The organism is Oceanirhabdus sp. W0125-5 (assembly GCF_027938815.1).
Taxonomy (GTDB): domain Bacteria; phylum Bacillota; class Clostridia; order Clostridiales; family Clostridiaceae; genus Oceanirhabdus.
Genome location: NZ_CP115913.1, coordinates 1,250,595 through 1,274,334 on the forward strand (window position 1 = coordinate 1,250,595; position 23,740 = coordinate 1,274,334).

The following is a 23,740-nucleotide window of genomic DNA, read 5'->3' on the forward strand; positions in this document are numbered from 1 at the left end:
TTTTTAAGAAATTGTTGAAAAAATAGTTAAGTAAAAAGGACAATCGTTAAAGTGTGATACGAGTATAATTCTAAACATAGCTCTCTTTTTTAAAACAATGTTGAATTGGCTTGATTCGATAGAGTACAAGCCTTAAATAATTTAACGTAACTAGCAGAAGTCTCCCATCTTCTATAAGTGGGAGATGAATGCGTAAAAATAACTTGCTCCTATTATTTTTGCATTAAAATATAATCAGTAGTTAATAATAGAAATGGGTGATAATTATGAAATTAGATACAAATAATCATTCAGTGTTCTTATTGCATTATCATCTTGTATTAGTTATAAAGTATAGAAGAGAAGTAATAAAGAAATATATTCAAAATCAAGGTGAAAAGTGAGGTGAGGGAGTTGTTAAAAGCTTATAAATATAGAATCTATCCTAATTCAGAGCAAAGATTATATTTGGCTAAAACATTTGGTTGTACTAGATTCATATACAATAAAATGTTAGCTGATAGGATAAAATCTTATGAAGAAAACAAAGATTTAGACATAAAAAAAGTGAAATATCCAACTCCTGCACAATATAAAAAAGAATTCCCTTGGTTAAAAGAAGTTGATAGTTTAGCTTTAGCCAATGCCCAATTAAACTTGAATAAAGCTTATAAAAATTTCTTTAGGGATAAATCCGTAGGATTTCCTAAGTTCAAAAGTAAGAAAAGTAATTATCACAGTTACACAACTAATAATCAAAACGGAACTGTATGTATTGAATATGGATATATTAAGATTCCTAAATTGAAATCTATGATTAAAATAAAATTGCATAGACAATTCACTGGATTAATAAAGAGTTGTACTATAACAAAAACACCAAGTAATAAATACTATGTTTCAATATTGGTTGATACTGAAAATATAAAGTTGCCAAAAGTAGAAAATAAAATAGGTGTTGATGTTGGCTTGAAAGAGTTTGCTATATGCTCCAATGGTGATAGATATGACAATCCTAAATGGTTAAGAAAATCAGAAAAAAGACTTAAAAAACTACAAAAGGACTTATCAAGAAAGAAAAAAGGAAGTAATAACAGATATAAAGCTAGATTAAAAGTCGCAAGACTCCATGAGAAGATTACCAATCAAAGAAAAGATTTTTTACACAAGTTATCTACTAAACTAATCTGTGAAAACCAAACAATAGTTATAGAAAACTTAAAAGTAAAGAATATGATGAAGAATGATAAGCTATCAAAGGCAATAGGTGAGGTATCATGGTTTGAGTTTAGAAGAATGTTAGAATATAAGGCAGAATGGAATGACAAAAAGATAGTTATAGCACCATCGAATTATGCTAGTAGTCAATTATGTTCTGAATGTGGTTATAAAAACAAAGAAGTGAAAAACTTAGGGCTCAGAGAGTGGATTTGTCCTAACTGTAATGCGAAGCATGATAGAGATATAAATGCAAGTAAAAATCTACTGAAACTAGCTATATAGTTTTGGTAATAACTAAGGTCGGTGCGACCTTGTAAGCTTGGGTAAACTTGCTCCATTGGGAGTATTGACCAAGAAGCCCCCACTTCAATGAAGTAAGTGGAGGGTAGTTCACTTAGAATAGATTAAATATTTTTTCGTGAGTAATGTTTATAAAAATAAGGAATGGTCATAATTATAAAAGGAATACGAAAATATGTTTGTACAAGTGAAGGTTTGTATAAATGGTAGTCTGGAGGTAATTATGACTTATTTTTCTAATAGTTGTAAATTATATAATCAAATTAGCCAAAAATTATAATCTCAAACTACACAAATTTGTACATTTTTTAGTATAATATTTCAAAAAAAGTTAGGAGAAATATTATGAGAAAAGATGTGTCAAATCAAATAAATTTAATAAGAGAGGAGATAGATTTATTGAATAAAAGCGAATTAGCTAGACGATTTAATTGCGATAGAAGAACAATCGATAAGTACTTAACAGAATCAAATAGTTCTACAAGAAAACCTAGAGTTATTAATGGGAAACTTGATGATTATAAAGAAATAGTTAAAGATAAAGCTGATAACTATGGATCTACTTCAATGGCTATATTCAAATTTATACAGAAAAAAGGCTATACAGGAGGATACCAAACAGTAAATAGTTTTGTGAAAAAACATAGAAAATCACAGGTGAAAAAAGCAACAATAAGGTTTGATACAAGTCCAGGACTTCAAGCTCAAGTAGATTGGAAAGAAAGTATAAAAATGATTAATAAGGAAGGTGAAGTATTTGAAGTAAATATATTTTTGATGGTTCTAGGATATTCAAGACTAAAATATTTGAAATTAACAATGGATAGAACTCAAAAAACTCTGTTTGAATGTTTATTTGAAGCTTTTAGATATTATCAAGGGATACCTAAAGAAATACTTTTCGATAATATGTCCACGGTAGTGGATAGGAATACTACTTCTTTTAAAAATGTATCCATAAATAAAAATTTCAAATACTTCTCTATGGATGCTGGGTTTGATGTAATCACATGTAGACCATATAGGCCTCAAACTAAAGGTAAAGTAGAAACTCTAGCGAAGCTAGTGGACAGGCTAACGCCTTTTAATGAAGAATTCAATACATTTGAAGATTTAGAGAAGATAGTAGAATCATTTAATCATGATATTAATAGTGAAATTTCACAAGCAACGAACGAGGTACCATTTATAAGATTTGAAAAAGAAAAAGAGTATTTAAACCCGTTACCTACAATGGATATCCTTCTATCATATTTCCACCACGAAAAAGAATATAAGGTATCTAATGAATCCATGATTAGATATAAAGGTAAAAAATACTCCGTTCCAACCTGTTATATAGGTTGTTATTTAACCGTTTCAGAAATAGAATCTGAACTTTATATTTATTATACTAAAGATTTAGTTGCTTGTCATAAGATATCCGATAAAACTTTTCACTATAAAAAAGATCATGCAAAAGAAATACTACTTTCAAATGCTCTGAGCCATTATGCAGAAGATGATGTAGAACTTTTTATTGAAGAAAACTTAAAGAATATGGATATTTTTTTAGAGGAGTGATTAAATGAGTAATTATAACAAACTACTTAATAACCTTGAAACACTGAAATTAGAGAAATTTAGAAGTTTTCTGCCAAACTTCTTAGATGAAATAACTAATAAGGATCTTACATTTATTGATGCTTTATTAGCATTGACAGAGAAAGAATTAGAATTTAGAAATGAGAGAGCTTCAAGGATTCAGATAGCTGTATCTGCATTTCCTTTTGAAAAAACTTTGTCAGATTTTGATTTCGATTTTCAACCTTCAATAAACAAAACTCAAATATTAGATTTAGAGAGTTTAAGGTTCATTGAAAATAAAGAAAACATACTATTCTTTGGTTCTTCAGGGGTTGGAAAAACTCACTTAGCTGTAGCACTTGGTGTTGCTGCAGCTAAGAAAAGACATTTAACTTATTTTATATCATGTCATGATTTAATTATGCAGCTCAACAAAGCTCATGCGGAGAATAGATTAGAAACAAAATTAAAACACTATGCAAAGTACAAGTTATTAATTATTGATGAAATAGGTTATCTACCAATTGATAAACAAGGTGCTAACCTATTGTTTCAATTAATAAATAAGAGATACGAGAAAAATTCAACTATTATAACTACCAATCAACCTTTTAGTAAATGGGGTGAAGTTTTTTCAGATATTACACTTGCTAACGCAATATTGGATAGACTGATTCATCATTCAAGTATTGTTAAAATCACTGGACCATCCTATAGATTAAAAGGAAAGATAGAGGTAATGGAAAGTAAGAAAATCAAAAATCAATAATTATAATAATTGTACATTTTGAGATTATAATTTTTGTGCATTTTGGGATTGACATTTACAATAGTAATATAAATGAAAAATCAAATGAGCAAAAAAGAATGTGGTTTAAAGAACAGTATGAGACTGATTTAAATGAAGGTTTTATAGAGGAGTTTAAAGATGAGTTTTTAGATAAATTTGAGAAAGATATACTGAGCTACAATCTGAGTGATGAGATAAAATCAAACTTAATTAAAATTATTAATATAAGTAGGGATAGAGAGAGAAAGATTTTTGAAGAGAGGCAATTGAAAGCTCAAGAGCGTGCAATGAGAGAGAAGAAGAGGATCAGTAGGCTAAGAATTCTTGAGAGAATAATAAAGGAGATAGATAGAGATAAAATACATGAGAAAGAGGAAGAGATAATTGATGGAATAAGAGGGGAAAGGTTCAAGGAGGGTGGGGTGTGTCCACATTGTGGATATAAAAAGATTTGGAAGTATGGTAAATATGATGGGAAGCAGAGATATAAATGCAAGGGTGAAGAGTGTGGAAAGACATTCAGTGATACAACTATGTCTCCTATGTATTATAGTAAAAAAGGAATATATAAATGGATAGAATATATGAAGTGTATGGTGAGAGGGTTATCTTTAAGAGAATGTAGTCGCATAGTAGGAATAAATATTGCCACTGCTTTTTTCTGGCGTCATAAAATAATGGATGGATTGAGAGCAAATATGGGAACGGGTTGCGTTGGTGGAATTGTTGAGTTAGGACATAGGCTAGTTGTTGAGAGCAAAAAAGGGAATATAAATAAGAAAAACGATCGTCGGGGGTTATTTAGTAACGGAAGAAGAGGTGGCCTTAAGAATAAATATACGCTGATTTTTAATGATAATAAACCAAATATTAATTATGTAGTATGTGCTGTGGACAGATGTGGAAATATGATCGTTGAGGCATGTAATGATAGGCGAATAGATAAGCGTGTGTTAGAAACTATTTTCTATGGAAATATTGAATATGGAACTGTATTATGTACAGAAGGAAACAGGTATTATCAGCAATTTGCCGATGAGTTTGGGCTGTTCTTGGGAAGGAGTTGTACTGGTGATCAAAATGAGGAATATCATATAAGGAATCTAATGGCTATGAAAAGAGAGATAAATAATTGGCTAACTTGTTTTAACGGGGTATCAAGTAAATATCTGACTAATTATTTATATTGGTATAGATGGTTAAAAGAGAAGAGCATTTATAACGGGGAGTTGCAATTGGGGGAAAATGATTACCATAATGAGACTAAGTGTTTCTTTATAGAAAGTCATACTACGTATACAGGTATGATTATAAAAGATTTTAAGGAACGGAAGCCAATTTTTGTAACTGCAGCTTAGGTGAAGTTGGGGGTACAATCTGCAGTATAAGTCATTGAAATAACTTGATTAGCTGATTGTCCAAGCATGAAAAAGGGGGGAAGGATAAGATTTAGAGAATATTTTTCAACAGTATTATAAAAAAGAGAGATATGCTGCATATTTATTTTAGTTTTATTAGTAATATTTTTGATGTGAGAATAGGTTGTATACTTTTCAACAGCATTTTAAAAAAGAGAGATAGGTTACTAAATTCATTAAATTATACTTGATGAAAGTGGAGATTGAACTAAATTAAAATTTATCAACAGTTAGTATAAATTAATCAGTAGTTATTCACAGATTTTAAAATTTATTAAGTTAATTATCAGATAATTGTGGATAATTCGGTTTATAACTAAAATTGCCTATAAATATAATAAAATGTATAATGAATATAGGTTTAAAGAGTTTATAGAAATAGATTAGGGGGAAGGAGTATATGAGAACTCAGAAAATAGTTCAAAGGAAAAGTAAAAAGCCAAAAAGAGCTAAGAAAATTATATTGGGGATATTAGTAGTTTTACTTTTGACCGTTGTAGGAGGATTATTATATGTACCTCATATGGTGATGAAAGATATGGTTAATATGCATGTAAACCATAAAAAAATACACTCAGGGGAAGATTATAGACTTATGACAGATAAAGTTGAGCTTATGACAGAAGATGGTCTTAAGATTGTTGCTCAAGAAGTATTAGTGGATAAGCCTAAAGCTATGGTAATTTTTTTATCAGGGATACACAATCCTTCAGTTACTGCTTACTTTGGGCATGGGAAAATGCTAAAGGATAATGGATATGGCTCTTTATTAGTAGATTTGAGAGCTCATGGAGAAAGTGAAGGAGAGGTAATAGGTTTAGGATATAAAGAATATTTAGATGTTAAAGCTGCTGTTGAGTATATTGAAGATAAGTATTCTGATATTCCTATAGTTATATTTGGTGTTTCTATGGGTGGAGCAACGGCAATAAATTCTATTGGAGAAATTGAAGAAATTGATGGATTGATTAGTATGTCGGCCTATTCGTCTTTTGAAGATGTATTCTATGAAAATATGATAAACATGGATGCTCCTGAAGTATATGCGAAGCTGCAAAAGCCATTTGTAAAAGTATATACAGCTTATAAATATGGTCCTAAAGCATTCTCTATGAATCCAAAGAATCAGATAAAGAAATTAGGGGATAGACCAGCACTTTTAATGCATTCAAAAGAGGATTCACAAGTTTCTTTTGAAAATTTTGAAAGAATAATGAAGAATGCACCTAAGCATGTTCAGACTTTAATTGTAGAAGGGGATGAACATATGATTTTATCCACAGATGAAGAGTTTGAGAACCCGCTTTTAAATGAAGAATACTCTAATAAAATTTTAAATTTTATGAAGAAAAATTTTGATGGAAAGAAAAAAGATTAATAAACATAAGCTAGTCTTAAAGTATATAATAGTTAAAAATTATCAATAGTATTAGAGAGTTTTGGGAGGGTGGCTGTGTGGATATAAATGTATTAGTTGTTGATGACGAAAGGGAAATCTGTGAACTTATAGAGATATATCTTGAAAAAGAAGGATACAAGGTATATAAGGCATATGATGGACTAGAGGCAGTTAATATAATGAGAAAAGAGGATATAAATTTAGCATTGATTGACATAATGATACCTGAGATAAATGGATATAAAGTGGTAAAGAAGATAAGAGATGGTGGCAAGATTCCTATAATAATGATATCTGCAAAGAATGAACCACAGGATAAAATATTAGGTTTGGATTTAGGGGCAGATGATTATATAACAAAACCTTTTAATCCTTTAGAGCTTGTGGCAAGGGTAAATGCCCAGCTAAGAAGATTCTATGAGTTCAATGAGGTGAAAACAGAGAAAGTGCTGGAAAAAATAATAAGACATAAGGAGCTTACTTTGGATACTGGGAGATGTCTCTTATTAAAAGGTGAAAAGGAGATAAATCTTACATCTAAGGAATTTAAAATTATGGCCATGCTCATGGGGCGGATCGGACAGATCTTTACCAAAAAGCAGATATATGAAGAGGTGTGGGAAGAACAGTATTTTGGTGAGGATAATGTGATAATGGTGCACATGAGTAAGCTGAGAGATAAGATAGAAGATATTCCAAAAGAGCCTAAGTATTTTAAAACAGTAAGAGGCCTTGGGTACAAGATAATGGATTAGGTGGATAAGATGAAAAAAAATAATAAAAATTTGAAGAGTATCTTTTTGAAAAATTATGTGTTTTTGATACTGGGTATAATCTTAGTGGCATTAATAACAGGCTCGATGCTTATGATTTTGTTAATGAATGTGATTACAGGTGCAAAAAGTGAGGACTTTCCTAGGATAACAGCACAGCAGTTAGTGAGAGCTGATTATGATAATATTGATGGTACCATGATAATGGAGTATGATGGGTGGATTGAGATACTTTATAATAATGAAGTTATCCATGTAATAGGGGAAAAGCTTGATGATAAGATGAGTTATACTCGAAAAGAGTTGTTAGACAGAATAAGCAGCTATGGCCTTGATATGGTGATAGATGAGTTTAGTACAACCGCTACAGAGTTTCAAGGGGTTGATGGGAAGACATATACATGCTTAGTTATATTCCCTATAAATCAAAAGGGGATACATTTTGGGCTTGGTTCTGAATATGATGGGACAAATATAGATAGCAAGTTCTCCTTCTTTGGAAGATTCATTGGGTTATCTTTTATAGGAGGAATAGTAATATTAGTATTAATATTCAGTAAGAGATTGAATAAGAAGATAGTAAGACCACTTGAAAAACTGTCAGAGGGGATAAAGGATATAGATTTTGATAAATTGGGTAAACCTATTGAAATCAATGCACCTAGGGAGATTGAATATATAAAGGATTCAATAAATGATATGACCAAGAGATTGGTTAAGGAGAAAGAAGCTAATCATAATATTATGGAAAACAAGAAGAGGATGATTAGGGATATTTCCCATGATCTTAAAACTCCAATAACTACAATACAGGGGTATTCAAGACTACTTATTGATGATGATAATATTGATAAAGTTAATAAGAAGAAGTATCTGGGATATATACATGATAAATCAATTAGGCTAAATTATCTAATAGAATCTTTATTCAACTACACAAAACTTGATAGTGGAGATTTTGTTCTTAAGAGAGTAAATGGAGATATGTCTCAATTCCTAAGAGAGTTTTTAGTGGAAAATCACGGAGATATTGAGAGTAGAGGATTTGAACTTATAGCAGATATCCCTGATAGAGAGATAAAAATTAGATTCGATAGGTTTGAGATGGAGAGAGCTCTTAGTAATTTAATTGGAAATGCACTTAAGTACAATCCTCAAGGAACAAAGATAGAGTGTTCACTAAAAGCGGATGAGGAGAATATCACTATAGTTATTATGGATGATGGCGTTGGTATGGATGAGCATATAAAAGAAGATATATTCAAGGAGTTCACAAGAGGTGATTATGCTAGAAGAACAGATGGTGGAAGTGGACTTGGTCTTGCCATCACTAAAAAGATAATAGAACTTCATGGAGGAGTAATAAGATTAGAAACGGAGAAAAATAAAGGAGCAAGATTTATTATGATCATTCCAAAGAGCCAAGTATATGAAGTTAAGGTAATGAAAAGATAAGAAAAGCTAGAGAAAAGCCGGGGATGGTTCATTAAAACTTTAACAGTTTTAATGAACCATCCCCGGCTTGTTTTTTCTTAAGGTTATCTTAAGGAAAAGATTAGGATAAATACACATTGGTTTTATTGTTATGAAAGAAATGGAGAGTATTATTAGTATTATAAGAAAGCAAGAAATTAATTGATATAAATACATGGAGGAAGTGATATGGATACAGTTTTGAAATTAAGTGGTATTCATAAAAGTTTCAAAGGTAAAAAGATAATAGATGGACTTAATATGGAAGTGAACAGGGGAGAGATATATGGGTTCTTAGGGGAGAAAGGTTCAGGAAAAACAACTACATTGAAGATGATAATGGGGCTTCTAAAGGTAGATAAAGGAAATATAAACCTGTTGAATAATGAAATGAATAACAATTCTAGAGAGGTGTTTAGAAGGATTGGGGGAATAATTGAAACCCCAGTGTTCTATGAAGAACTTAGTGGGCTCATGAACCTCAAGTTACATGGAAATTTATTTGGAGGATACAAGCAAGAAAAATACATGGAATTATTAGAGCTAGTAGGTATTAGGGAGAGTGCAAAGATAAAGGTGAAGAAATATTCTCTTGAGATGAAACAAAGATTGGGAATAGCAAGGGCGCTTGTGAACAATCCTGACTTTCTTATATTTGATGAACTAAGCAATGAGCTTGATTCAAAAGGGAGGAGGGATGTAATAAATATTTTTAAGAAGTTATCTAAAGAAGGAAAAACAATATTGATATCATCTCATATACTAGGAGACATTGAAAAGGTATGTACCAAAATCGGAATCATAGGAAGAGGAAAAATACTTATAGAAGGAAGTGTTGATGAATTATTAGACCTTAACAATAATGCGGATATAGAAGAGTGTTTCCTTAAGGTAATTGAGGAGGAGTAACATGTGGGTACTATTATAAAGAACGAATTGATAAGAATAGTACATGAAAAGAAAATATATATATTTATGATTATCTTAGGGGTAATTACTATAGGGATGGCTTTAGGGATAGAGAGTTTATTGAGAGTAACTGAAGGAAGTATAGAAAATGGAATAGTGCCTCCAGGATTTGCTTTAATGAGCTTAGGAGAAATTGAAAAGATAAATTCACAGAATTATCCCATGATGATTTTAGGAGTCGTTGTAGGTCTGGTATTACCATTGATGAGTGTAGTTTTTCTTTCTGGGATTATAACGTCAGATATATCTGATGGTAGGATAAGATACACATTAGTTGGACCAATAAGTAGATGGAAGGTGATCTTAGGTAAGAGTTTATCTACAATTGTGATAATGTTTTTTTTAATGGGCTTTATGCTTATACTATCATACTTATCAGGTTATATATTCATAAGAAGTGGTACGTATATTGTTGATGATGTTGAATTAGAAGGTGTTAGTATTATGCTGCACATGCTTGAAGTATATATGAAAAGTTATATGATTATTGCAATATTCACTATCTCACTTACTCCAATATGTATTCTTTTAAAGAAGGTGACAAGTGTAATAATGTTTTCAGTGGGTTTAATTATTGGAGCATCTTTAATTAGCATTATATTTAGGGCGGTGTCTAAATATTTAATCACAGCATATTTTAAAGCATTCTCAAATATGGTGAATAAAGCTATAAGCACAGAGGAAATTATCATTTTCATTGCTTACGTAGTAATATCAGTAATTTTAGCTGTAGCTATCTTTAATAAAAAAGAATTTACAGAATAAATATCTTTAATAAAAATTAGGAGTGATAATATGAATATCGATTTAAGATTAATTATACCAATAGTAATAATGAATGGAATATTACTTTTAATTGCAGGAGTTGATTTAATAAAACGAGATAAATTAAATGTTAGAGGTGGTAATAAGCTTATATGGGTTCCAATAATTCTACTTATTTCATTCGTTGGACCAGTTGTTTATTTAACAGTAGGAAGAACGGAGTAATTAATTAGGGAGAGGTGAAAAAATGAAAATTATTAATTGTGAAGGATTATCTAAAAAATATAAAGATAAAAAAGCATTAGAAGATATAACATTTAGTATAGAGGGAACAGGATGTATTGGTTTTCTGGGAGCAAATGGTGCAGGTAAAACTACCACCATGCGTATTTTAACGGGACTTGCAGCACCTACTTCAGGTAAAGTAGAGGTTGTTGGGTATGATGTAAGTAAGGATATTAATAAGATTAGAAAAGAATTAGGTTATTGTCCTCAAACACCGAAATTTTATAGCTATATGACTGGGGAAGAGTGGATGAAATGGGTTGGTTCAATGTTTGATTTGGATAAAGAGACTATAAAGAAAAGAAATGAAGAGTTATTAAAAATGTGTGGAATTTGGGAAGCGAGAAATCGAAAAATTAGTGGATATAGTGGTGGGATGAAACAACGATTGGCAATAGCGCAAGCCCTCATTAATAAGCCTAAGTTGCTTATACTAGACGAACCTGTATCTGCATTAGACCCTATGGGTCGTTATGATGTATTAAAATTGATAGACAAATTAAAAAATAAAATGACAATATTTATGTCAACTCATATAATAGACGATATTGCAAGAGTTGCAGATAGAATTGTAATAATTGATAAAGGTTCTGTAATATTATCTGATTCAATGGAAGAAATAATGAAAAAATACACTAAGCAAAGTATAGAATTTAGTATTGAGCAAACAGAAAAAAATATAGTAAAGATATTAAACAATAAATCTTGGGTATCTAAGGTAGAGGTGGATGGTAGCAAGTTTAAAATAACTACAAATCAATTTGAAATAGCACGTACGCAGTTACTTCAATTAATTATAGATGAGAAATTAAACTTAATCTCATACGGCGTTAGTGGTACTTCATTAGAGAATATTTTCTTAAAGGCGGTGGGTAATTAATGAAACAATTTCCAATGTTGGCTAAAGAAACAAAAGAGTTAAGCAAAAGTTTTAAAATGTTAATCATGCCTTTAATCTTTACGTTGTTAGCTTTGATGCAACCAATAACATTGAAGATGCTTCCTAATCTTTTAAAGAATGCAGAGGATTTTCCAGAAGGTACTGTAATTCAAATTCCTGAGCCTCTGGTAAGTGATGTTTTGAGTGGTTTATTAAGTTCAGTTGCTCAAATGGGTGTTATCATAATCATTTTGATGGTCATGGGAACAATTGCAGGAGAACGGTCCTTGGATATAACTGCAATGGTATTGGTAAAACCAATTGGACGTGCAAAATATTATTTTGCTAAAATCTTCACCTATTCTGTACTCGTTATTGTTAGCACTTATATAGCTCTATCTGTTAGTGTGTATTATACTGAAATAATTTTTGGTAAAGTAAGTTGGTCACATATACTTTTAGGTACTACTGTGTATATACCTAATTTACTACTAGTAATTGCAGTTACAATATTCTTCTCAAGCTTCTTAAAAAGTCAAATGGCAGTGGCTGGGGCAGCATTTATTTCATACATTATTTTGAATAAAGTTCCTCAATATTTAGGAGGATTTATAAATTCATTTTCACCAAATGAATTAGGGGCACGTGCAAGTGAAATATTAGTAGGTGCAAATAATGTTGAGATTTTAAAACCTTTATTAGGGGTAGTGGGATTGTCAATAATATTAATTTTATGTGGATGGTTTATTTTTAGAAAACAAGAAATTTAAATAAAAATCCATGTTATAATATGACTAGCTATTAAAATAAAATCAAATAGAGAAAGTGGAGTAGTAATATGAAAGATATTGAATTAACAGAAATGGATTTTGAGGAAAGCATAATTGAAAAACTAGAGACGATTAAAAATAACATTAAAGATTTTTTATTAATAGAAAGTCCATTTATAGATCCTTTAAGTATGGTTGAAGAGATATTTGATAATGAATCAAAATATCCGTCATAATTAAGTTAAGACATAAAAATACAAAGATAAGAAAGAGTACCTGCTCTTTCTTTTTTTTATTAAGAATTTTAAGAGAAAATTTGAGGTTATAATTAGTTTTTTTATCTTTATAATGATCTCCCTCTAATTATTTTTTAAAATTTATCAAGTTATTGTGATAATAAATGAATGTATTAAGGTGTTTTGATTTTTATTAATTGGAAATATTAGAGAATTAACAAACAAAAAAAGGTAAAAAATCAAATTTATCCGGTGCACAAAAGAAAGTGCACCGGATTTTATGATTATGGAAGTTTGTGTTATAATAATGATAAAAGGTGTACAAGTTGCTGTGCACCGAAATGAAAGTGGCTGTATAGGCTGGGTAAGGCGATTTGGTAATGTGAACTAAGGAGGAAATTCCATGATTGAATATAAGGTATCGAAGAGTAAAAATAAAGGACGAAAGAGTTGGAGTATTAATTTCTATCACCCTATGATTATAGATGAAAAGACGGGTAATCTGGAAAGAATAAGAAGAGGTACTGGTATAGAAGAGGAAGAAAAAGTAGACTTGATAATTGCAGATCTACAGAAGCTGATTAATGATATTAGCTATCATAATAGTGCTAAGAGAGAAGTGGCTTTAAAAGAAGGTATAAATGAAAAAGCAGTTGAGATATTTTATAGAGATATTTATATTAATAACAGTTATGAGTATGAGAAGATAAGAGAGGCATATATACCTATAGAGAATCTAAAAGATCATAAAGTGATTGATATTGAAGGGTTTAGTGGGGCTGGAAAGACCACTTTGTTACAGAAATTACTTGGGTTAGAGGCCGAGGGGGAACAGGTTTTAGCAACTTCTACAAGTAAGACCACTATTTCTAATAAAGAATTTATTGTAAGCAATGATAAAAAGTACAGTGTTGTTTGCATTTTTAAAGAGAAGGCTAAGATTGAAAAATATGTAAAAGAATTAATTGAAGGAGCAATTTTTGAGATCATAAAAAATAGTACATATGATGTTATAGTTAAGAACTTTTTAGAGACAAAAGATAGAGAATTTAGGTTGAATTATATATTAGGAAACATAAGTACAAGGGATAAAACTATAGAATGTAGTGGATATATAAATAAAATAGCCAGATATAACAAAGGTAAAGGAAATGAAGTTGAGAATAACAAGGAGTTAGAAGAGATATTATTTAATATAATCAGCTATGCAGCAAAAGAATGGGATGAGTTTCTAAAGGGGAATAATGTAAACATAGACAAGCTATCTAAAAGAAGAAAACTTGAGTTAGAAATTAAATTTACTGAGAAAACAATGAAGATGAACAGGTGCCTGGAATTTGTAGAAATAATAATGAATATGATAAATTCTGTTATACATAGCGTGTTAGGCGACAATGTCACATATAAAGAAGTGAATAAAAACGGGTGGATAGATTATATATTTGCAGAGAATTTAGATAGAGAAGCTTGTTTAAATATAATGGAGTGCATGGCATCTAATAAAAAGACCTTATTTGGACATATTATTACGCCTATTGTTGAAAGCATAAGAGCAAAAGGGCCATTTATACCAAAGTTTATTGATGAAAAAGATGATTATAAATTTATATTTCTTGATGGTAAGGGATTAGATCATATACTAAAGGAAGCTTTTAGTATTCCTCCTGAGATAGATGGAAAGTTAAGAAAAGCTGATAGAATTTTATGGGTTAATAATGCTTCAGAAGGAATGAAATATGATGCTGAAAAGTTTTTTAATCATATAGAGATTTCGGGATATACAACAAAACTCCATATGGCATTCACACACTTTGATAAGATTAATGGAGAAAATTTTTACGGAATAGACAGTAAAGTTCAGCATATTGTTGGAAATATGAATCAAGTTTTAGAGTTATTAAGTGATTCAAAAGGTGAAAATATAAAAAGAAATTTAAGTGATAAATTATTTTTCTTAGAAAACCTCAATAAAAAAGCAGTTAGAGATGAAGAGTGCATGACTATTCAAGAGATAAAAGATTTAATTAATAAATTAAAGGTACCAAAAGAGGTTGGAAGTTTATATAAGGAACCATTAAAATATTATAAGTATTTATTCCCAATTGACCTTATTGAAGTTACAAAGAAATATAATGAAAGGTGGGATTCTCTTTTAGGTCTTAAAGAGGATCAAAGTATTAAGGCACTGCCAGTACAAACAGTAAAAGCATTATCTAGAAGGTATGCAGAGTTAAATAGCTTATCCTATGATGGATTGAGCCCTGTTGGGGATATGCAAAAATATTTATTAGAGTGTATATATAAAATGGTAACTAAACCTAATTACTTTGAAGAGGATTTCTTTATGTCAGAAGAAAATAAAAGTGTAGTAGTTAGTATAATTATGGAAAATATAAGTAAAAAAGTATATGAAGTGTGCAAAGAAAGAATACTGACTTTAAATAGGCAAACTGAACTTTGGTATAGGGCGTATCACCTAAGGAGAGGAGAAGGGGCAGCAGAGTTACGATCAGAAGATATAAAAGAAATAAACAGGTTTGCAATGCCTTGCTATAACATATCTTATGAGAATTGTGAGATTAAGCGATTTGCAAACCAATTATTAAAATGTGTTTTACAAGAGGCTTTTAAGGAAGTAAACAGGGAATATAATACAAAAATCATTTTTGATTAGGGAATTAAGAAGAATTTTTATATAAAACATTCCTAATAAGGGAGATATGCATATAATGATATTATATATATTTTAGTTCGTTTTTATATAAGGGCATAATATTAGCAATAAATATGAGAGGTAGTTATGAAAAATTTAACTAAAAAGATAGTGTTTGTGGCTGTAGTATTGTGGGTAGTTTTTGCTTATATATATAGAAATGATATTAATGGTAACACTTTTGATATAAATAAGTTCGAAAGTGAAATGAAAGCAAAAAACTATGAATTAAAAATAATTAATGTTAAACAGGAGTTTCTTCCAACTACAAGAAAAAGAATGATAATCGGAGAGGAAGCAGTTGATATCTACTTATATGGGAATAATAAAAAAATGGAGAATGATGCGAAAAACATTGATAGTGGAGGGTGTGAATATACATCTAAAGGTGATATTTTAAATAGTGTTAAGGTATCTTGGATTTCAGAACCTCATTTTTATAAAAAAGGAAAAATTATAGTTTTATATGTAGGTACAAATGAAAAGATTATCTCAGATTTAAAAGAAATTTTCGGTGAGGAGTTCGCAGGAACAGAAAAATACAATTAAAAGAAGAATTAGTTGCTACAAGAGAGTAGCAACTTTTTTGAATTTAATAATTCATATTTGGTATAAAATTACCTAGGGTTATAGTTTTAAAATTCTTGTGTCTTTTTATTTGGTTTATAAGGGTTATTTCTGATTGGATATCTTTGTGAAATAAATCCCTAGCAGTAAAATCATATAATAAATAATCATCTTCATTTATTAATGTGGCTACCTCTATAGATATCTTACTGAATGTTTTAGCGCAAACTTTGAAGCAGAAAGTCTCGTATGACAAGGTGTTTTTTAAGGTTTTTATGTCTCCATAGGAATAAGAATCTAAGTTGACTTCTAATACAGGAATTACATTCTTATAAGCACTAAATCTGTTTAATGATTTTGAAGTATAATTATTCTGATTTTCTATGTTAGGGATAGTTAAAAAGAAAGTATTATTATTCTTTTTTTTAATTATTTCTTCAATTTCATCAAGTATATCAGTACTGTCTTCTTTAGAACAAATATATTTTTCAAGTTGTATGAAAGGAGCGATATTGCTGCTGAATTTTTGATTTTTTAATGCATTCAATTCCTCGGTCATATTGAAAACTATGGGTATATATTTCATTAAAACTCTCCTTTGCTAAATAATTGGTTATTATTATAATCTATGATTTTAAGTTCATACAAATGAGTGAGAGGGCAAAAAAAAGAAAGTGCTATATATTACTCATTTTCTTTTGTGAATTGTTCTTGAGCAACATAAATGGATATAATGTGATAAAATGTTAGTATTAGGTTATGTAATAAGGAGGGGTAATTGTGAAATATAATAGTTTTGATGAATTAGAGGTGGCTTACTGTAAATTTTCAGATAAAGAAAAATATAATGAAGCTATAGAGGTGTTAGAAGAGGGATTAAAAGCACTTCCAAAGGAGGAGTGTGAAAAGAATTTCTACCATATTATGATTGAAAAATGTTGGCTATATTGTAATGATGAAAGGTTCAATGAGGCAGTAGAGATATTCTCAGATCTTATTGATAAGGGGTATATATGTCCTATTGATTGGAACTTTGATGGATTGAAAGGGCATGAAAAATACAAAGAGCTAGAAGAAAAAAATGAGCTAATTAAAAAGGAAGCTCAAAAAAATGCTAAGTTTGATTATGTTGTTCGACTTCCAGAAAACTATAATGAAGGTGAGAAATATCCGGTGTTCTTTAGTCTTCATGGTGATGGAGAAAATATTCAAGTACATGAAAAGTATTGGAGCTCTGAGTGGCTTACGAAGAGAGGGTTTATTGTTGTGTGTCCTCAGGCATCAATAGTGTATGGACATGAGGGGTATATCTGGATAGATAAGGGGTTTTATGCTGAATCATACGAAACAAGAAAATATCCTTATACTTATAGTGAATTGCATAAGGAGTTTAAAAACTGCTATGATTTAATTTGTGAACAATATTCTGTTGATGAGGAGAATATAATAATTGGAGGATTCTCAGGAGGTGCTGTTGCTGCCATAGATATTACAATATCAAATGTAATTCCTGTTAAAGGTGTAATACCTCTGTGTTCATTAAAGCCAAGAAGTTTCAGAGAAGAGTGTGTTAAGTCTGTCATACAAAGAGGTGTGAAGTTTGTGTTTATGGATGGAGAAGAAGATGTGCCTATGGAACAAGTGGATGAAATGATAGAGGCGTTAGATGAACATGGAATTCCTCATGAGTATTATATTAATGAAGGAATAGGGCATTGGTATCCAGCGGATTTAGAGGGAAAGTTAAATAAGGCATTGAATTTTATTATGGAGTAATATTACATTTATTATTAAAAAAATATCAAAGTAAGAAAGCATCATGAGGTATTCTTAATAAGGGAATCAACGTGATGTTTTATCTTTTTATGTGAGAAATTTTAAAAAGCTGTAATTATTCAGAATGTTGACGTGATTACAAATTATATGAACAATGAAAATTGTTTATGAGTAAAAATTGGTTATTAAATTAACGAAAATAATAAGTTAGAGTTCTAACGTGGTAATCTGTCAAAGCAAAATGTTTTATTGAATACCTAGAATTAATCATATAGCAATTTCAAAAGATTATTTTTATAAATTGATTTTTTATTAGTCCAGTAAAAGATTGATATTAAATAGATTGATATAAAGGGAATTCAGCAAAATGATTTATTAAAGTTCAACAAATACGATGATTGAGAATAGTTTAAATTATCAGATTAATTAAAAGAAAATAAGGTAAAAAAATAATGTTATTTCCTTAACAATAAGCCTTGTAGATTCACTAAAAGTATAATAGAATATCATAGGAAGAGTTACGAAAATTTTAAATTTAAAATCAAATTATTTTAATGTTAACTAAAGAAGGAGAGAAATATGTCTACAAAAACACTAAAGAAGTCAGTAACATTTGCAGAAGCAATTGCTATTGTTATTGGAATGATTATAGGTTCTGGAATTTTTCTTAAACCAGGAATTGTTTTTAATAATGCAGGATCAGTAGGAATGGGATTGCTAGCATGGGTTGTAGGAGGAGTTATTAGTTTAGCATCAGCACTTACAATTGCAGAAATCGGAGCAGCTATTCCAAAAACAGGTGGATTATATATATATCTAGAAGAATTATATGGCGATGTATGGGGCTTTTTATTAGGATGGGTACAAACTGTAATTTCTTATCCGGCTTCAGGAGCAGCACTTGCAATCGCATTTACAAGTTTTGCTACATTCTTTATACCTATGAATTCTTTTCAACAAAAACTTGTAGCAGCAGGAATATTATTATTTGTAATAACAATGAATATAATTGCTACAAAATTTGGTGGAGTAATACAAACTGTTTCAACAGTTGGTAAATTAATACCTGTTGCAGCTATTATTATTTTTGGATTGATAAATGGAGAAGTTCATGATATTACTTTCACTCAGTCAGCAGTAACAACTGGAATGGGATTTGGAGCTGCCATTCTAGGAACGTTATGGGCATATGATGGGTGGATAGGTGTTACTAACATGGCAGGAGAATTGAAAAACCCTAAGAAAGATCTTCCTAGATCTATAATTTTGGGGGTATCAAGTGTAATGCTTATATATGTAATATTTAATATAGCTTTATCAAAAGTTTTACCACTAGGTGAGATTGTAACATCTCAATCACCGGTTTCAGATGCAGCTATTATGCTTTTTGGTAATAAAGGTGGAACATTTATTATAGCTGGAATGATGGTATCTGTTTTTGGGGCTTTAAATGGATATCTTATGACTGGAGCGAGAGTTCCTTTTGCTATGGCTGAAAGAAAGCAATTACCTTTTCATAAGGTTTTAGGAAAAGCTCATCCTAAATTTAAGACTCCTGGAAATGCTTTAATATTTGAAGGGGTTTTAGCTGTACTATATATATTATCAGGAAGCTTTAATACACTTACAGACTTACTTGTATTTGTTTTATGGATATTCTTTGTTATGGGTGTAATTGGTATATTTATTTTAAGAAAGAAAGTACCAGCAGAACAAAGACCATATAAAGTTCCGTTATATCCAATAACACCACTAGTTGGTATCTTTGGTGGAGGATATATATTAGTAAGTACAATTATGAGTTCACCAGTAAATTCTATAATAGGAATTGGAATAGCACTATTAGGATTACCAGTTTTCTATTATTTAAAGAAGTCGCAAACCAATTAACATAAATAAAAAGCACCATCATGGGTTATCAAAATGATAATCTGTGGTGGTGTTTTTTATTTATGTTTAAAATAATATAACTTAGGATTTTATCGCATTAATTAGTATTTATAGGCGAATAATAAAAGTACTGTATTAACTAAAACCATTTATTTAAAATCCTATAAATAAAAAGGGTGATAAAACTATGAACACAAATCTTCAGGAAAATATAGATTATATTCTTAATGAACTGGGTAAGCAAAGTCCAGTAGTTGTAAAGGATTTTTTTATAGGCAAAAGCAAATCATTGAAAGCATCGCTAGTATTTGTTAATGGATTAATGAGCAGATCTCTTATAGATAGAGATTTATTAAATCCATTAATGATTCATTTAAATGAAGAGTTAGTTCCAGGGGAAAGTCTTCCAGAGTATATAGCCCAAAGATATATACCAATGGGGAGCACTAAAGTTGAAGAAAATATTAATAAAGTTATAGAATCAATTAAAATCGGAAAAACAGCTATGTTAGTTGAAGGTTCACAAAGCATTATTATTATTGACACTATAGATTCAACACATTACAGGGCTATAGCTGATCCACCCAATGAATCAGCTATCAGGGGATCGAGAGAAGGATTCGTAGAAAACATAGGTGTAAATATAAGTATACTGAGAAGAAAAATCAAGGATAAAAATTTAATAATAGAAAACTTGATTGTTGGGAAAAGATCTCAAACTGATGTGGTTATTATGTATATTGATGATATTGTTGATAAAGATGTATTGAAAAAGGTTCAAAATAGATTAAACAGCATAGATGTTGATTCAATCAATGCAGCTGGTATGATTGAACAGTATATAGAGTCAAGTCCATACTCAGTATTTCCGCAAGCATTTAATACTGAAAGACCTGATATTGTTAAAGCTAATTTAATGGAAGGTAAAATTGCTATTTTGGTAAATGGAAATCCTAATGTTCTTACAGTTCCAGCAGTATTTGTAGAATTTTTTCAAGCAGTTGAAGATTATAATCAAAGGACTATCGTTTCGTCTTTTGCGAGGCTTTTAAGAATTTTAGCGGTTTTTATGGTAATAACATTACCATCTATATATTTAACTCTTATACAATATAATGCTGAGCTTATACCTCTTAAGTTTATTAACCCGATTGTACAGTCGAGAGAAGGAATAGCTCTGACTCCATTTCTAGAAATATTAGCTATGGAAGTTGTTGTAGAATTTTTAAGAGAAGGGGGACTTAGGCTTCCACCAAAAATTGCAGGAACCTTAAGTATTGTAGGTGGTATCATCATAGGAAATACTGCAATAGAATCTAGAATAGTAAGTCCTTCAACTTTACTTGTGGTTGGGATAGCGGTTCTATCTACTTTCTTAATTCCTAATTATGAAATGTCGCTTAGTATAAGATTTATAAGATTTCCTATGTTAGTACTTGCTAATACAATAGGTTTTATGGGAATTGCAGCTGGTTGGTTTTTCTTAATGGTTCACCTTTTCTCATTAGAAAGTTTTGGAGTACCTTATGTTTCAATTAAAGAAAAAGATATGAAAGATATATTTATAAGGGCTCCATTGTGGAAGATGAATAATAGACCAGAAGCAGTTCCAAATAATAATCCAATAAGACAGAGTGATTTTAGAAAGCAATTTAAAGGTGAGAATGATGAATAATGGAAAAAAGAATCTTTTAACAAATAATCAATTCACTTTTTTTTTAATGGGGTTCGTAATTGGTCCCGCTTTTTTAAGATTACCGAATGTTATTGTACCAATTGCACAACAAGATGCATGGATTACAGCAATAATTGCATTGATATATCCAGTAATTACTATTTTAATAAGCTGCATAATAATAAAAAAGCATCCAAAGGAGAATATTCTTGTTTTAAGTAAAAACTACTTTGGCAATTTCTTTGGAACTGTATTGAATATTGTTTTTATGCTTCAATTTATTTTATATACTGCTGCAGTTACTGAAGACTTTGTTAGATTAACAAGGACCTATATAGTAGGGTTTATACCAGCTTCTAAAATTATTGTAATAGCAGTTTCTTTAGCAGCCTATAATGCTTTTAAAGGAATAAAGACTATAGGAAAAAGTTGTGAACTTATTTCTTATATTTTTATCGGAATGCTATTTTTTTCTTTATCAGCATTAAAATATGGCAAGATATTAAATGTTCAGCCAGTTTTTGGGGCTGGGGTAAGTAATATTTTGAAGGCATTTAAAGATACTCTTTATTTTTATACTGGGTGGGAGGCCATACTTTTATTTCATCCATATGTAGAGGATATTAAATCAATAAAAAAAACAGCTCTAAAAGGGGTAGCAATTTGTGGTGTAATATGGGTGTGGACTGTTTTTGCAACTATTTATTACTTAGGAGTAGATGTAGTACCAAAAAGTTACTGGTCTTTCGTTATGGTTTTTGAAAGCATACATATACCTATTATTAATAATTTTAGATACATATTTATGTTCACATGGGTGTTAGTTGTATTTAGAATTATATCTATTTATTATTTTTCATCAGCTTATAATTTGAGTGTTTTAACTAAAATTAATATAAAAAAATTATGTATTATTATTTATCCGTTTATATTGTATTTAAGTTATAAAATATCTAGTAGTAATTTATTCAGGAAAAAACTAATAGGATTTGCAACTCCTACTTTTGTTATTTTTAATTTACTCTTCATCTCTTTAATAGCTGTATTTATAAGATTTAAGTATAAAAAAGGGGAGAAGGTTAAAGAACTAAACTAAGGGAGATATATATGAGTAAGAAAAAGTTAGAAAATAATATGGTGAGTAATTTTATAAATAATAAAAAATATATATTTGTTATTATTTTTACTATTATGATTTATGTATATATAAGAGATGGAATTGTAAATGTACCTGTTGAAGATCTTGATATTCCAGCAGGAATAGGTATTCATGTAATACCGAAAGGGGAGAATAGCGTTGAATATCAGATTCCTATTTCTTTCTATAATTATGGTGAAGATATGAGAATTTCAACATTGACGCATACAGGAACAGCAGGTACTATTGCTGAAACTAGAGAACGACGTCAGGTATTTAGTAATAAAAAACTGATATTAGGAGTAGAAAGAATAGTTATATTAAGTGAAGCTTTTTCAGAATTTGGCATTCATCATATAATACATACTATGTTTAGAAATCCTCTTATTAATGATACTGGTCTTTTAGCTGTATGTAAAGGTAATCCTGAAGATGTTTTAAGTTTTCAGGTCCCTGATTATCCTAGTTCTTCTGACTATATAACATCAATGATTGAGAGTTCAACTAAATTTAATTTTTTCTCTGATAATTATAAATTCATGGACTTGTATGTAAGAGTGGACTCTGAAGGTAGAAGTCTAGTATTACCATACGTAGAACTAAAAGGAGATAAGCTGAGAATCACGGGAATGGCATTATTTAAAAAAGATAAAATGGTTAATAAAATAAGTTTATCTGAATCAAAAACTATGAATATGTTAAGAGAAAATAAAGTTAAGGGCGTTCTTAAATTACAACAAAATTCAAAAGAATATTTAACTTATTATGCAACAACAAAAAGAAAAGTACGTTGTGAAAAAAATGATGATAAATATACTTTTTTTATAGAGCTATCTTTAAATGGTGACATAGCTGAAAATCATCTATATCTTGATATAAGAGAAAATGAAGAAACTATGAAAAAATTTGAGAAAGAGATGAGTGAATATGCAGAGAGACTCTCTTATAATTTTATTGATAAAATGCAAACTTATTATAAAGTGGATTGTCTTGAGTTAGGAAGAGTTGCAGCGGCTAAATATGGGCGTCATAAAGGGATTGATTGGGATAAAGAAGTGTCTAATGCAGATATAAAAGTAAAAGTTAGTGTTAAAGTTGACAAAATGGGAAGAGGAGATTATTAGAGTATTTTAGTGAAGAAAGAGAGGGGGATACGC

The 23,740-nt window shown here is 29.9% G+C and carries 21 protein-coding genes and 1 pseudogene; 21 read left to right on the forward strand and 1 reads right to left on the reverse strand.

All coding sequences use genetic code 11. The features are described from left to right. Positions 1 to 266 precede the first annotated feature (266 nt). The 16 genes and pseudogenes from OW730_RS06045 to OW730_RS06120 all read left to right on the forward strand — a co-directional run. Positions 267 to 347, forward strand: a pseudogene (locus tag OW730_RS06045) (IS200/IS605 family transposase); the annotation flags it as partial. Positions 348 to 393: 46 nt separating this feature from the next. After that, positions 394 to 1,482: an IS200/IS605 family element RNA-guided endonuclease TnpB gene (gene tnpB, locus OW730_RS06050; protein WP_271229510.1), complete on the forward strand. Its 1,089-nt coding sequence runs from the start codon at positions 394 to 396 to the stop codon at positions 1,480 to 1,482. 363 nt (positions 1,483 to 1,845) lie between these two features. Beyond that, positions 1,846 to 3,063, forward strand: coding sequence for an IS21 family transposase (gene istA, locus OW730_RS06055; protein ID WP_271224840.1), 1,218 nt, complete (start codon positions 1,846 to 1,848; stop codon positions 3,061 to 3,063). Between the two features lie 4 nt (positions 3,064 to 3,067). Next, positions 3,068 to 3,835 carry an IS21-like element helper ATPase IstB gene (istB, locus tag OW730_RS06060; RefSeq protein ID WP_271224841.1) on the forward strand — a complete coding sequence of 256 codons (768 nt, stop codon included), beginning with the start codon at positions 3,068 to 3,070 and terminating at the stop codon, positions 3,833 to 3,835. 35 nt (positions 3,836 to 3,870) lie between these two features. Beyond that, positions 3,871 to 5,214, forward strand: coding sequence for an IS1595 family transposase (locus OW730_RS06065; RefSeq protein ID WP_271228170.1), 1,344 nt, complete (start codon positions 3,871 to 3,873; stop codon positions 5,212 to 5,214). Positions 5,215 to 5,674: 460 nt separating this feature from the next. Further along, positions 5,675 to 6,652: an alpha/beta hydrolase gene (locus OW730_RS06070; protein WP_271228171.1), complete on the forward strand. Its 978-nt coding sequence runs from the start codon at positions 5,675 to 5,677 to the stop codon at positions 6,650 to 6,652. Positions 6,653 to 6,735: 83 nt separating this feature from the next. After that, a complete protein-coding gene (locus OW730_RS06075; RefSeq protein ID WP_333781281.1) occupies positions 6,736 to 7,428 on the forward strand; it encodes a response regulator transcription factor in 693 nt (230 codons plus the stop codon). Between the two features lie 9 nt (positions 7,429 to 7,437). Next, a complete protein-coding gene (locus OW730_RS06080) occupies positions 7,438 to 8,901 on the forward strand; it encodes a HAMP domain-containing sensor histidine kinase (RefSeq protein ID WP_271228173.1) in 1,464 nt (487 codons plus the stop codon). 207 nt (positions 8,902 to 9,108) lie between these two features. Continuing rightward, entirely contained in the window at positions 9,109 to 9,828 is a 720-nt protein-coding gene (locus tag OW730_RS06085; RefSeq protein WP_271228174.1) for an ABC transporter ATP-binding protein, read from the forward strand. 3 nt (positions 9,829 to 9,831) lie between these two features. Continuing rightward, positions 9,832 to 10,653, forward strand: coding sequence for an ABC transporter permease subunit (locus OW730_RS06090; protein WP_271228175.1), 822 nt, complete (start codon positions 9,832 to 9,834; stop codon positions 10,651 to 10,653). Positions 10,654 to 10,683: 30 nt separating this feature from the next. Beyond that, positions 10,684 to 10,878, forward strand: a complete 195-nt coding sequence (locus tag OW730_RS06095) for a PLDc N-terminal domain-containing protein (RefSeq protein ID WP_271228176.1) — start codon at positions 10,684 to 10,686, stop codon at positions 10,876 to 10,878. A gap of 22 nt (positions 10,879 to 10,900) precedes the next feature. Next, a complete protein-coding gene (locus OW730_RS06100; RefSeq protein WP_271228177.1) occupies positions 10,901 to 11,818 on the forward strand; it encodes an ABC transporter ATP-binding protein in 918 nt (305 codons plus the stop codon). After that, the gene (locus OW730_RS06105; protein WP_271228178.1) at positions 11,818 to 12,588 is read left to right on the forward strand and encodes an ABC transporter permease; all 771 of its coding nucleotides are present in this window, start codon (positions 11,818 to 11,820) and stop codon (positions 12,586 to 12,588) included. Before OW730_RS06100 ends, OW730_RS06105 begins: the two co-directional genes overlap by 1 nt. Positions 12,589 to 12,656: 68 nt before the next feature. Then, entirely contained in the window at positions 12,657 to 12,824 is a 168-nt protein-coding gene (locus tag OW730_RS06110; protein ID WP_271228179.1) for a hypothetical protein, read from the forward strand. 403 nt (positions 12,825 to 13,227) lie between these two features. Continuing rightward, on the forward strand, positions 13,228 to 15,498 hold the full coding sequence (locus OW730_RS06115) for a hypothetical protein (RefSeq protein WP_271228180.1): 2,271 nt from the start codon (positions 13,228 to 13,230) through the stop codon (positions 15,496 to 15,498). A 126-nt stretch (positions 15,499 to 15,624) separates the two neighbouring features. Next, on the forward strand, positions 15,625 to 16,086 hold the full coding sequence (locus OW730_RS06120) for a hypothetical protein (protein ID WP_271228181.1): 462 nt from the start codon (positions 15,625 to 15,627) through the stop codon (positions 16,084 to 16,086). 43 nt (positions 16,087 to 16,129) lie between these two features. Here the strand turns inward: OW730_RS06120 and OW730_RS06125 are convergent, their stop codons facing one another. Continuing rightward, entirely contained in the window at positions 16,130 to 16,690 is a 561-nt protein-coding gene (locus OW730_RS06125) for a hypothetical protein (protein WP_271228182.1), read from the reverse strand. A gap of 194 nt (positions 16,691 to 16,884) precedes the next feature. On the opposite strand from OW730_RS06125, the gene OW730_RS06130 reads away from it, so the two are divergent. The 5 genes from OW730_RS06130 to OW730_RS06150 all read left to right on the forward strand — a co-directional run bounded on the left by OW730_RS06130 (position 16,885) and on the right by OW730_RS06150 (position 23,707). Next, entirely contained in the window at positions 16,885 to 17,880 is a 996-nt protein-coding gene (locus OW730_RS06130; protein WP_271228183.1) for an alpha/beta hydrolase, read from the forward strand. A 579-nt stretch (positions 17,881 to 18,459) separates the two neighbouring features. After that, positions 18,460 to 19,770 carry an APC family permease gene (locus tag OW730_RS06135; protein ID WP_271228184.1) on the forward strand — a complete coding sequence of 437 codons (1,311 nt, stop codon included), beginning with the start codon at positions 18,460 to 18,462 and terminating at the stop codon, positions 19,768 to 19,770. A 187-nt stretch (positions 19,771 to 19,957) separates the two neighbouring features. Further along, positions 19,958 to 21,445, forward strand: coding sequence for a spore germination protein (locus OW730_RS06140; RefSeq protein ID WP_271228185.1), 1,488 nt, complete (start codon positions 19,958 to 19,960; stop codon positions 21,443 to 21,445). Then, a complete protein-coding gene (locus OW730_RS06145; protein ID WP_271228186.1) occupies positions 21,438 to 22,541 on the forward strand; it encodes a GerAB/ArcD/ProY family transporter in 1,104 nt (367 codons plus the stop codon). The genes OW730_RS06140 and OW730_RS06145 overlap by 8 nt, the downstream gene beginning before the upstream one ends. Positions 22,542 to 22,552: 11 nt before the next feature. Continuing rightward, a complete protein-coding gene (locus OW730_RS06150) occupies positions 22,553 to 23,707 on the forward strand; it encodes a Ger(x)C family spore germination protein (protein WP_271228187.1) in 1,155 nt (384 codons plus the stop codon). The last annotated feature ends 33 nt before the right edge of the window (positions 23,708 to 23,740 follow it).